Origin of the sequence: Rossellomorea sp. YZS02, assembly GCF_033963925.1 — a bacterium.
GTDB lineage: Bacteria > Bacillota > Bacilli > Bacillales > Bacillaceae_B > Rossellomorea.
This window is the reverse complement of the sequence record NZ_JAXBLY010000022.1, coordinates 86919-98603: the sequence shown is the minus strand read 5'-3', so window position 1 is coordinate 98603 and position 11685 is coordinate 86919. Positions and strand designations below refer to the sequence as shown.

Sequence of the window (11685 nt, the reverse complement as noted above, 5' to 3'; positions counted from 1 at the left end):
CTCACCGCCAGCCCCGCGGAAAGCGAGCACCTGTAGCGGAAATCAACCGCCACTCGCTACATCCAAAAGCAACAATGTTTATATAAACAGCATTTAATAAAGTAGAGAGAACTGCAACCTGGAGTTGCAACTGGGGTATTATTGCTTCACTCATAGAGTTTGTTAATACAGCACTAACCATCAAATTCTTTGGTGGTTCTTAGGGTGATGGTTCCGGTTTATTTACAAGTCCAATATGTACTTTTTGAGCTCTTCTGTATCATTCGGAAGTATCACATACCCCTCCAGTTTCATATCCAACTTTTCAAGAAGTTTAGAAGAAGAATGATTATCTTTGGTGGTAATCGCTACGATCCGTTCCATTCCTCTTTCTTTTGCAAGATCCATTGTAGCGCTGGCTGCTTCAAATGCATATCCTTGAGATTGATACTCCATTAGAAATGCAAAGCCGATATCAACATCTTCAAGGCCATCACGTTTAATCAACCCACATAAACCGATAGGGATGTGATCATCCTTGCGCTCCACCAGGAACAAACCAAATCCTTCCCGTTCATACATGGCCCGTGGACCATTCTCGATATAATTCAACGCATCATCCATTGTGCGAATACCTTTGTCCCCAATGAATTTAAGCCATCCAGGTTCATTTAATAATCTCATGATAAATGCGGCATCAGTAGGCTCTACCCATCTCAAGACTAGTCGCGATGTTTCTATTACCTTCATGTGGAACACCTCACTTTATATTCTCCTTTCTTATTTTAACTCGAAACATTGCGCATGGGAAATCATACTTTGGAAAGCCACGACCAATTCTGCTTGTTAAGTGATTTCAGCGCGAGACACACCCCTGAAAAAAATCCAAGACTAGTTTTCTTTTTTCTTCATGCTATAGTTTCTTTATACTAAATGATCAGGATAGAGGTGTAAAAATGGGATATACATTTAAAATAGAGGATCCAAAAATTCCAGCGCGCCAAGATACAGCAAATTTCCATGATATCTATTATGATGAAGATCCCTTTCTATCGAATTGTACGGTAGAAAATGCGAGGTTGGATCAGGAACATATCGACCAACTTGTACTATCTAAAGTGACGTTTAAAAATGTTTCTTTCGCAGGTGCATCATTTCCTCGAATTGATATGACAGATGTCGTCTTTGAAAATTGCGACCTGTCGAATGCAAACTTATGTGAGGGAATCATCCATCGGGTCCGCTTCAGTGAATGCAAATTAATGGGGATTGATTTTTCCGGTGCGAATTTAGGAAATGTACATTTTGATGAATGTTTGGCTAATATGAGTGACTTTGTTGACGCTCGAATGAAAAAGGTGAAATTTAACCAAACCTCCTTGCAAAATGCAAACTACTCTGACTGTGAGCTCCTGAAAGTGAGCTTTGATCGATGTGATCTGAATGAAATTGATTTTACCCAGACTGACCTTAAAGGAATTGATATTAGCACCTGCAGGTTTACCCGGATAAATGTTGCCCTTGATAGGCTTTCCGGATGTGAAATTTCCCCTGAGCAGGCGATTGGGTTTGCAGGCTTATTAGGATTGAAAGTTAAAGAGTAGGTTGTAAAGCGTGCAGAGCTGATAAGCTCTGCACGCTTTTAAGATGGCAAGAATATTTCAAGGAGGGCAAATGAATCCATTGTTCATATGTATAAAATGATCCAATCAAACATACTTATGTATCAGGGCCCACTGCTTTCAATTCGAAGGGGGAAACACCATGACCATCTTCATCTGGGTTTTACAAGGATTTTTGGCCGCCATGTTTTTGATGGCTGCAGTAGGAAAACTAACCAGGTCAAGCGTGCAACGAGGAGTATTTGAGCATTTACGATTACCTCAATGGTTTCGGATCGTCACTGGTTTAGTGGAATTATCGGGTGCTGCATTATTGGTCCTTGGTTACTGGAATGAAACGTACATCGTCACTGGTTCTCTCATTCTCGGTGTAACAGCAATCGGTGGAATGCTGGCCCATATTCGTGTAAAAGATGGATTCAAAGATACATCTATGATTGTCCTTCTGGGGATCCTTGCCTTTATATTATTGTATTTAGTTAAGTAAATTCACCAGATAGGAGTAAATTATATATGGCAAAAGGAGTGGATGCCCGGCTGCCACTCCTTTTTCTTTAATTTCTTTACATTAAGTGAAACTATTTCCAATTCAAATTCGTACGATATATTAGCGCCAATGTGATGGAGGAGGTTTATTCATGATTGAGATTGTAAATGTAAGTAAGCAGTATGAAGCTATCCAAGCGCTGCAAAATATCGGTCTAACAATCCCGGAAGGCACATGTTTTGGACTTGTAGGTCCCAACGGAGCAGGGAAATCCACCTTAATGAAAATTTTATCCGGAGTATTACAAAATTTTGAAGGGGATATCATCGTCAAAGGACACTCTGTTATGAAAGATAGAATAAAAGTGAAAAAACTTATTGGGTACATACCTCAGGATATTTGTCTGGAGGAAACACTGACTGCCAAAGATAACTTAAGGTATTTCGGGAGCCTTTATGGACTTAAAGGAAAAGAATTACAGGACCGTTGTGAGAATGTGTTGAAACAGATCGGATTATATGAACGCAAGAAAGATAAGGTCAGTACCTTCTCAGGTGGGATGAAGCGCCGGTTGAATATTGGATGCGCATTACTCCATAATCCTTCTATTATCATAATGGATGAGCCGACTGTTGGAATTGATCCACAATCAAGAAATTCAATATTTTCAATCATTCATGAGTTAAAAGAAAAGGGTAGCACCATTATCTACTCCAGTCACTACATGGAGGAAGTAGAGCACCTTTGTGACAGCATTGCTCTGATTGATAAGGGAACGCTGGTTGAAAGCGGCTCAATGGATGAACTGTTGCAGAAATACAATCGACCATCCTTGTTTATTTCGGGGGAAGGATTAAATGAATCAAGTCTATCTGTCCACGGTGAGCTCGAATCTAAAGGAAATGGATTTCTGCTACATAGTGTTGATCCACTTGTTGCACTGGAAAACCTGATTGTGGATTTCCGGAGCCAAAACATCCTTCCAAGAAGGCTGGAATTATATCAGCCAAAACTGGAGGATATCTTTTTTGATCTAACAGGAACACAGCTTCGTGATTCGTAATACAGGGAGGAATGCACATGTGGGCAATTGCAAAAATGGAATTAAAGAAGAATGTACAGGATAAAGGCTTGTGGTTTTGGACATTTATTTTGCCGATCGTCTTCATTATCGCCTTTGTTTCCATCTTTTCGGGAGATGAGAATACAAGTTATAAAGAAGTTGTGACCCAGATCATCCCAGGATATACGATCATGTTCGCATTTTATATTATGATTTCCATGGTCATCGGATTCGTAAAGGATCGGGATAAAGGAATGGTCGCAAGGATCGCCAGTACACCACTGCCTATCAAGGACTATTTTATAGGAAAGTGGATTCCCTTTATGATGATCGTCTTGATACAGATAGCAGTATTATTCTGTTTTGGCGTCGTCGTTTATGATCTCCCACTAGGGGATCCCCTTGCACTGATTTCCATTTCCTTATCTTTGGCTTTCATTGTAACGGGGTGGGGCATGGCCCTCTCAGTGTTGGTGAAAACGGAGAACATGGGCATTGCCATGACACAGATCGTCGCACTCGGAGGTGCAATGCTTGGAGGGTTATGGCTGCCAGTGGAGCTGATGCCTGAATTTATGCAATCGATCAGTAAGGTTTTGCCTCAGTACTGGGCAATTGAAGGATATAAGGAAATCATTCTCGAGGGTGGATCTGTGGCTGACGTTTTTTTCAATATTTCTATCCTGATATTCTCCGGAGCAGTAGGTGGAATGATTGCCATCGCTCGATATCCACGGTTTCTTCGTTCATCAAAAAGCTAATATCGGGAAAAGCGAATACCTTCTCTAAAACTAGTGAAAACGCTTCCCTTTTTGAAATTTATGGTATAATTCAATTATCTGAACATTCCATCCGAATTTGCATTGTTTGAAAGGGGAAACCGATTGAAAGAGAATAGAGTAAGAATTCAAGAACTAAATAAAGAAAATTGGTATGAATGCTGTCAGCTCAAGTTGTCAACAGAGCAGCTGCCATTCATTGAACCTAATTCCATATCCATTGCCCAATCTAAATTCGAGACCACATTAAACCTTTTGCCATCTATTTTGATAGTATGGTTGTTGGCTTCCTTATGTTCAATACTGTACCAGAAGAACTGGACGGTCATTGGGTATACCGAATAATGGTTGATGAAAGCCATCAGGGTAGAGGAATCGGAAAAGCGGCAACAGATTTAATGTTAATAGAAATGAAAGAGTCACTCGACGTGAATAGAATCGTTGTAGGATATCACCCTGATAATCTGGGTGCACATCACTTATATAGAAGTCTTGGATTTGTCGATCACGGTGACCGATTTGGCAGGGAAATGGCCGTAATTAAAGAAATGTAGTTTAACAAAATGATAGAAATGGAATGGGCCAAGTTCTTCATTTGGCCCTTCAAAGATTTACATTCCTATAAGTTCATCAAACATATAAATGTTTATTTCACCTCTAACATTCCTTTAAGCTTATCTTTCGCTCCTTTCCGCCACTTTTTCACAGCAGATAGGGATACATTCTCCACCTCTGCAATTTCACTGATTGTAAGCATATGCATACACGTATATCTTACCCATTTTCTCTGATTCACCGTCAGACCTTCACAATAGCTGAACAACAATTCTTCTGCTAATCCTCCATTTATATGATCATCTTCTATCATGTTAAAGAATTCCGTTTCTTTGAAAATGTTCTTTTCTTCATTTAGATTATCACTTGTTAACTGCGACAGAATTCTGCCACGTACAAATGAGTATGCGTACGCAGGAAAAGCTCCTTTCTCGGGATCAAAATTCTGATAAGCCTCCCATAGGGCGATGAGGCCGGTTTGATAGTACTCCGATTTATTTTTATAGATGTGCAATGAATGAATAATTTTATGAATCATCCGGTCATATTGCAAATGTAGCTCCTCAAATTTCTCCAATATACTTTCCTTCTGACCGGCGCGCCGTTCTTTGTATTCCTAGGTAGGTTAACCATACAAAGAAAAAGGGTGGTGAACAAACGAGGTTAATTTTAGTTAGAGAGCCACTACATCATTAAAACTTTATGGCATTTCAGCTGTTTCTGAAGGGGAAATAACAAAATAGACCTATAATGAGGAAACATATTAGCTATTTTCCTTAATTAGTAAAAATGGTTGGGAATTAGGCAATACTATAATGAAAGACATACTCCAAGGAGGGTGAAAAATGACAAAGAGTTCTACTTCTATTAAATCCGAAAATGAACAAGTACAGCAGAATGAAACTATCGAAAAGCTGGAACAAATGTTAGCAGCGGTCCTTCACTATCTTTCCGATGATGAAATTGAAGAAATCGATATTGACTACCTCCTTACGAATACTGAAGACCTGCGGGAATGGTGGGAGGGTTACCGCAAAAGAAACAAAAAAAAGCTCGAAAATGAGATTAAAGCTTCTTTAGGCACATTATCACTTGAGGAATTAGAAAAAATCCATGAACAAATTAAAAAACATAAATAATTCCTCTAATAAGTTCTGAGTTCATTGACAAGATGAATAACCATAATATTATTATGTAAACTTTAAACAAATAGGAATTGATAGGGCTATAACCATTCTTTAGGCATAGCGGGAGGGCAGACTCTTTCAATCAATGTCTCAGGCAAAATAAGGAGAAGAAAACGCCCATCATTGAACGTTTTCACTCCTGCACGAACTTCTTTTTAAAGAACCTCCTGAAATAACTGGTGTGCAAGTGTTACAACTCCCACCGGCATTTGATTCACAATAACCGTCGTGAATATTTCATGTTCAGGAAAATAAAGTGTCACAGATTCATACCCATGAATCAATCCATGATGACCGTAAGCAGATATTCCTTTATCAAACGTGTACTTGGCAATTCCCAAACCGTAATATTGACCGGGAACATCCGTCTGATGAACAGCCAGCATTTGTTCAAGTGATTCTTGTGATAAGAGGGTGCCAGTGAACAGGGCCTTCATGAATGTTTGAATTTCTGCAGGGTTTGAAATAAGAGCACCGGCAGTCCACATGATGGAAACATTGAGATCTGTAATGTCTTTCAAATCATCAGATATGTCAGACAAGTCCGGGGTGGCATTCGAGTGCCCTGTTGCAAAGGGGAACTTTAGATCATTCTTTATCGGGAAGTATGTCCTATTCAGTTGAAGCGGTTGAATAATCCATTGGCTGACTGCTTCTTCAATCTTCATGCCTGTACATTTCTCTATGACCATTCCAAGAAGGATATAATCTGTTTGGGAGTCCTTATATTTAGTACCGGGATCAAATTCCAGAGTATGATGGGCGATCAGTCTTATAAGACTTTGAGGGGGGAAGAAGTCATTCAGACTTGAGACCTCATGTTCAATGCATTTCGTACCTGCGACATCCATCCTTAGATAATCCTTTAAGCCCGATCTATGCTGAAGCAATTGACGAACGGATATCCTTCTGCCTTCTTTCAGGATACCGGGAAGGATGGATTCGACGGATTGTTCAAGTGAAAGAAGGCCTTCTTCTTGTAATTTCAAGATCAATGTACTAGTAAACATTTTTGTTAAAGTACCAATACGTTGATGATCGAAAGGATTTAACAATGTATTTTGGACATATCCTTTAACGCCTGCTGCCATAATATAGTCTTCTCCAGAAGAATCAGTCAAGCAGACTGAAATACCAGGCAGCTGGTATGCTTTACGCAGATTTTCGACTGTTTTTTCAATTATAGTGAGATCAATCAAAGAAATCATCCTTTCGAGCTATAGATATCCTACCTGCCTTTAAGAAGATGAGCTTCCAGCTTAAGCAGGATTTTTCAAGATTAGTATAGAAAGTTATTAAGTGCGTTCTGGTGAGCGGTGAAACCATGCAGTGGCATAAGTTCGTCCAGTCACACGCATGCCTTTCAAAGAATCTCAGAATAGCATGTTCTATACATATGAACAAATATGCGAAATAGAAGGGAAAATAATCAATGTCAATCCGCAATTCAGCAAAAGCCATCATTATCCAAAATAACAAAATACTTCTGACTAAAAATAAAGATGATGATGGTATTTTCTATCTCTTTCCCGGTGGGGGACAGGAAAAAGGTGAAACACTTCATGAAGCATTAATTAGAGAATGCATAGAGGAGACAGGGGAAGTCGTGGCAGTAGGGGAGCTGGTACATATAAGGGAGTATATCGGTAAAAACCATGAGCATGCGGCTTTCGACTTCAACTTACATCAAGTAGAATTCTATTTTAAATGTACATTTCTCCATGAATGGAGCGATCATCATGCTCCATCGAATCCAGATAGTCACCAAGTAGGGGTGGAGTGGATTGATTTGGATGCACTGAAGAATTATAGATTATATCCTAAAGAAATAGCTTCATATATAGTCGGAAGAAGGTCGAAGGTTTATCTCGGAGATATCAACTAGGATAAAGAGGGGGATAATCGTTGCGTATTCATACGCTTATCTTAACAGGAATAATGGCAGGCATTTACTCTAGTATTTTAGATGGCATTGAACAAGACTACAGTTTCAATGCTGTCTTGAGTGCGTGTACTTTAACTGTTTCAACAATAGTGACCGGGCTTTTGCTACACAGATTTTTGAATAAAGAAAAGAATAGTAAAGCCTGAATAGATCTTATGGCTCTGAGAACTATCTCAGAGCCATAAGATCCTTATAACATTCGAACTCATACAGCCTTCAAAACCTGCGTTTCCAAGTGTTTTGTACCAAAGCCCCTCAACCCCGGATGCTACCTTCCTCAGTGTTCCATACCGGCAGGCGGTTTGGGTCTTCTGGCCAATTCCCCATTGCAATTCGGACAGATAGAATCATATTTAGCAGTGCAGCCTTCACAATAAGTACACTCATGGACACAAATGTACGCATGGTCATTCAAGCTCCTCCCACACGTCTCACAATTGGTCTTCATTTCTAATCCCATAGGTAACCTTCCTTTCTATCAATCTCTTTCCATTATATTCTAAAATGCGTTAATATAGTGGATATATGGTAAAGTCACTCCTTTGAGGGAAAAATGGCGGAAAATATATCATATGGGGGAAATCGAGAGTGAAAATAACATGGAAACAGGAATCATTCATTCCCGAAATCTCACGTGTTACAAGTGTACATGGTTTCTGCTTTAATGATGAAAAACTGCTAATGATCAGAAAGGGGAAGGAAGTTTGAACCAATCACTATCGGTTAATAAAAAAAGCTGGGATGAAGTCGCGCCACGTTTCTACGGTAGAAATCCCCTGCCGGAATACGGTCCACTTGCACCAACTGAAGATGAGCTACAGCTGCTTGGGGATATAAAAGGAAAAAGGGTATTGGATATCGGCTGTGGTAGTGGGCATTCACTAAAATATATGAGGGACAATCACGCCTCGGAGATGTGGGGATTGGATTTATCTCACAGCCAAATCAAGGCAGCTAAAGAATTATTGTCAGATGATGATGTGACCTTGTTTGAAGCACCAATGGAAGAGAATCCAGGAATACCCGAGAATCATTTTGACATTGTCTATTCCATTTACGCCTTGGGTTGGACGACAGACCTGGATCAAACCCTATCCAATGTATATTCATACCTAAAGGATGGCGGCATCTTCGTATTCAGCTGGGAGCACCCTTTATATAATCGTATTCAACAAACAGGAAGAAACCTCATCTTCAGCCAACCCTATCATAGTGAAGGACCCTATGACCATGAGGCGTGGACGCATCCTGCCATCATGCAGCAGTTCAAAGTCAGTACCTATCTGAACACGCTCATCAAGAAAGGCTTCTTGATCGAAAACGTGATTGAAGAGGTGCGTTTATCCCAAGTGGATGTTGAGAGGCATTCCAATAGATGGTATAGCTTTGATAAAGCAAGCTATTTACCAACTACTTTAATTGTGAAAGCCAGGAAGGGAATGCGGATCTGATGATAAAAGCTGCCATATTCGACCTGGATGGAACGCTGTTAAATAGGGATGCGTCTGTAAAGGCATTCATCACTGATCAGTATGAACGCCTTTACCATTGCCTTCATCATATTCCGAAAAATGTATATATATCCAGATTCATCGAACTAGATCAAAGGGGATACGTATGGAAAGACAAAGTATATAAACAGCTTATTGAGGAGTTTTCGATTCCTAAGTTAACATCTGAAGCATTTCTCGACGATTACATAGAACGATTTAAATACAGCTGTATCCCTTTTCCTCATATACTTACCATGTTGGATGAATTAAAAGCGGAAGGAATCCGATTGGGGATGATCACGAATGGGTATGGACGATTTCAGATGGACAATATCCTTGCCCTCAAAATAAAACCTTACTTTCAAGAAATACTTGTCTCCGAGTGGGAAGGTATAAAAAAGCCCGATACTGAAATTTTTAAACGGGCAGTAGAAAGATTACAAGTAGAACCTCAAGAATGCATCTTTATCGGAGACCATCCCGAGTATGATGTGTATGGTGCCCAGAAGGCAGGGATGAAAGGTGTTTGGAAGAAGGATGCCCATTGGATAGATGCAAAGCATGCAGATGGTGTGATTGATGATTTAGCTGACTTACCATCCTTTATTAAGGCACTTCAGTCATCACGTTGACTATTTCTGGTAGAAAAATTTATAAACATGTGTCCTTTAAATGGTTAGGAGAGACAGTCAATAAATTTTACTCTGTCAGCTGATCAAGTGAATTGAAAAGGGGGATGATAATAATCTTTCGTATTTTTTGATTATTATGAAAGACTGATTTAGAACGATATGCTACTATTCATTCTACGGAATTTCTAGTATAATAGTCTTCTTGATACTACATATTCAGCCTAGGTAATTGAATAAAATCAGGAGGGTCCACTTTGTTTGAATTCAGTGATTTATTTACAGAACCAGTAAAAACCGTCGCTATTAATATAGCGATTGTTTCACTAGTTACCATATCGTTGACTACACTAATATATACGGTACTTAAATTTATTAAGTTACCTGAAAAGTTCATAGAGAACATTATCGGCCTGATCGTAGTGTTTGTTGGAATAGGCACTGTGTATTATTCCCTGAGATGGGATTTGTTCCTTGCATTATGATCGAGCGTAGATTGAAAGAAAAAGCATCTAATCAGATGCTTTTTTTTGTTTTTTATGACTAATGAATTTTATAACAAATACGCTATGCTTCACTAACGAGAGAAGCTTTCCCCTTGAGTCTCTTATCTTCATTCAAAAGTCTCATATTCCGTCCTTTAAACTTACCATTACATATTATGATTAGGACCATATAGTGCAAATAGAAACTGTTGATATCTTCCCCTTGCTAATATGAAGAAATTTCTTTATATTTAGTAAATACCATTTTGCCAAATGTTGGAGGGGTCTATCTATGAATGACATGAAGAAATTATGCAACTCCATTAATGCTTGCTTAACAAAGAAGGATTCAACTATTAACGAACTTCAAATGGGTGAGATTGTTTATTTGTTTCGAGTGAAATCTCAACTGACTCAAGAAGAGTTAGCATCGAAAGCAAATGTATGCACGCAGACCATCAAAAGACTTGAAGGGTGCAGGGAAAGGGTTAGTGATGTCACTTGCAGGGGAATATTCGAAGCGTTGGGAGTTCATATCACTCGACTGACGAATCTTTTGGACGAATGATAAGACTAGTCAAAGCAGTATAAGCCATAGCCTCAAATATTTAAAACTGGGATATTCTACCAGAGGTTTAAAACTGAATATAATATGTCGACGGCTTAGAGTTGAAATGTGGAACGGGCAGATGCTATATTATCCTGAATAAGGTACGATCTCCAATCATACCTTTAAAAGAGTTCAATTGGACGAAGGGAGAGCCTATGGATAATAATTGGGAAGTCGCTCTATCATCTTTAACTCAATTGACCGTGTCTTCTAATGCAAATAATGAACCTGTCACAATCCATGGTGGCGATGAAACATTACGATGCGTGGGAGTCGGGACAGATGCGGCGGTCTTTCAATCTATTAATGTACCTAACTTCGCGTTCAAATTGTATGCTGAAGATAAGAGATCCAAAATAAAAATAGAAGAAAACGTTTATCAAACCATCGGGGATTCTCCTTTTTTCTCTACCTGCTATGCAGCTTATGATACATTACTAGTATTAAGTTATGAAGAAGGACCAACACTCTTTGACTGTCTGTTGCAGGGTATCCCGATTCCATTTCAAGTGGTTCAGGATGTCGAAGCGGCGAGACATTATGTTCGTGAGCGAGGACTAAATCCCCGTGATATCCATTTAAAAAACATTTTATTGCAAAATGGGAGAGCGAAGATCATTGATGTATCAGAGTATGTACATCCTGGAAATGATTTCAGATGGGAGCACTTGAAAAAAGCTTATGAAGACCATTATGACCTTATTGAGGGAAGAGCCTTACCATTTTGGTTATTGGAAACGATACGGAAATGGTACAACTCTTGGAATAAGCACTTTGGATCGTATGAGGAATTTATGAAAAAAGTATCCAAATTTACTTCATTTAAATAGGATGGAAAGTGTTCAAAGCGT

15 protein-coding genes and 1 pseudogene are annotated in these 11685 nt (G+C 39.2%); 12 read left to right on the top strand and 4 right to left on the bottom strand.

Going from position 1 to position 11685, the window contains the following annotated elements; genetic code table 11:
- Positions 1–222: 222 nt before the first annotated feature.
- Positions 223–729: a GNAT family N-acetyltransferase gene (locus SLH55_RS19580; protein ID WP_320324292.1), complete on the bottom strand. Its 507-nt coding sequence runs from the start codon at positions 727–729 to the stop codon at positions 223–225.
- 206 nt (positions 730–935) lie between these two features.
- Here SLH55_RS19580 and SLH55_RS19575 point away from each other — a divergent pair, with 206 nt between their 5' ends.
- From SLH55_RS19575 to SLH55_RS19555, 5 genes and pseudogenes are all read left to right on the top strand, one after another.
- Entirely contained in the window at positions 936–1583 is a 648-nt protein-coding gene (locus SLH55_RS19575) for a pentapeptide repeat-containing protein (RefSeq protein ID WP_219170218.1), read from the top strand.
- A gap of 160 nt (positions 1584–1743) precedes the next feature.
- Complete coding sequence (locus tag SLH55_RS19570) at positions 1744–2088, top strand: DoxX family protein (protein WP_320324291.1); 345 nt, start codon at positions 1744–1746, stop codon at positions 2086–2088.
- Positions 2089–2239: 151 nt separating this feature from the next.
- Positions 2240–3151: an ABC transporter ATP-binding protein gene (locus SLH55_RS19565; RefSeq protein ID WP_219170214.1), complete on the top strand. Its 912-nt coding sequence runs from the start codon at positions 2240–2242 to the stop codon at positions 3149–3151.
- A gap of 17 nt (positions 3152–3168) precedes the next feature.
- Positions 3169–3912 carry an ABC transporter permease gene (locus SLH55_RS19560; protein ID WP_219170212.1) on the top strand — a complete coding sequence of 248 codons (744 nt, stop codon included), beginning with the start codon at positions 3169–3171 and terminating at the stop codon, positions 3910–3912.
- A 123-nt stretch (positions 3913–4035) separates the two neighbouring features.
- Positions 4036–4484: pseudogene (locus SLH55_RS19555) on the top strand (GNAT family N-acetyltransferase).
- Between the two features lie 92 nt (positions 4485–4576).
- On the opposite strand, the gene SLH55_RS19550 reads toward SLH55_RS19555, so the two are convergent.
- Positions 4577–5062 (bottom strand): sigma-70 family RNA polymerase sigma factor, encoded by a 486-nt coding sequence (locus SLH55_RS19550; RefSeq protein WP_219170208.1) that lies wholly within the window; start codon positions 5060–5062, stop codon positions 4577–4579.
- A gap of 268 nt (positions 5063–5330) precedes the next feature.
- Between SLH55_RS19550 and SLH55_RS19545 the strand changes: the two genes are divergently transcribed.
- Positions 5331–5624 carry a hypothetical protein gene (locus SLH55_RS19545; protein ID WP_219170206.1) on the top strand — a complete coding sequence of 98 codons (294 nt, stop codon included), beginning with the start codon at positions 5331–5333 and terminating at the stop codon, positions 5622–5624.
- A gap of 203 nt (positions 5625–5827) precedes the next feature.
- Here SLH55_RS19545 and SLH55_RS19540 read toward each other — a convergent pair whose 3' ends face one another.
- On the bottom strand, positions 5828–6871 hold the full coding sequence (locus SLH55_RS19540; RefSeq protein ID WP_320324290.1) for a serine hydrolase domain-containing protein: 1044 nt from the start codon (positions 6869–6871) through the stop codon (positions 5828–5830).
- Positions 6872–7104: 233 nt separating this feature from the next.
- On the opposite strand from SLH55_RS19540, the gene SLH55_RS19535 reads away from it, so the two are divergent.
- Positions 7105–7557, top strand: a complete 453-nt coding sequence (locus SLH55_RS19535; protein WP_219170202.1) for an NUDIX domain-containing protein — start codon at positions 7105–7107, stop codon at positions 7555–7557.
- A 20-nt stretch (positions 7558–7577) separates the two neighbouring features.
- On the top strand, positions 7578–7763 hold the full coding sequence (locus SLH55_RS19530) for a hypothetical protein (RefSeq protein WP_320324289.1): 186 nt from the start codon (positions 7578–7580) through the stop codon (positions 7761–7763).
- 131 nt (positions 7764–7894) lie between these two features.
- Here SLH55_RS19530 and SLH55_RS19525 read toward each other — a convergent pair whose 3' ends face one another.
- A complete protein-coding gene (locus SLH55_RS19525) occupies positions 7895–8077 on the bottom strand; it encodes a DUF1272 domain-containing protein (RefSeq protein WP_320324288.1) in 183 nt (60 codons plus the stop codon).
- Positions 8078–8321: 244 nt separating this feature from the next.
- Between SLH55_RS19525 and SLH55_RS19520 the strand changes: the two genes are divergently transcribed.
- From SLH55_RS19520 to SLH55_RS19505, 4 genes are all read left to right on the top strand, one after another.
- The gene (locus tag SLH55_RS19520) at positions 8322–9068 is read left to right on the top strand and encodes a class I SAM-dependent methyltransferase (RefSeq protein WP_320324287.1); all 747 of its coding nucleotides are present in this window, start codon (positions 8322–8324) and stop codon (positions 9066–9068) included.
- A complete protein-coding gene (locus tag SLH55_RS19515) occupies positions 9068–9742 on the top strand; it encodes an HAD family hydrolase (RefSeq protein ID WP_320324286.1) in 675 nt (224 codons plus the stop codon). Before SLH55_RS19520 ends, SLH55_RS19515 begins: the two co-directional genes overlap by 1 nt.
- A 774-nt stretch (positions 9743–10516) precedes the next feature.
- A complete protein-coding gene (locus tag SLH55_RS19510) occupies positions 10517–10792 on the top strand; it encodes a helix-turn-helix transcriptional regulator (RefSeq protein WP_219170192.1) in 276 nt (91 codons plus the stop codon).
- Between the two features lie 197 nt (positions 10793–10989).
- On the top strand, positions 10990–11664 hold the full coding sequence (locus SLH55_RS19505; protein WP_320324285.1) for a serine/threonine protein kinase: 675 nt from the start codon (positions 10990–10992) through the stop codon (positions 11662–11664).
- Positions 11665–11685: the final 21 nt, after the last annotated feature.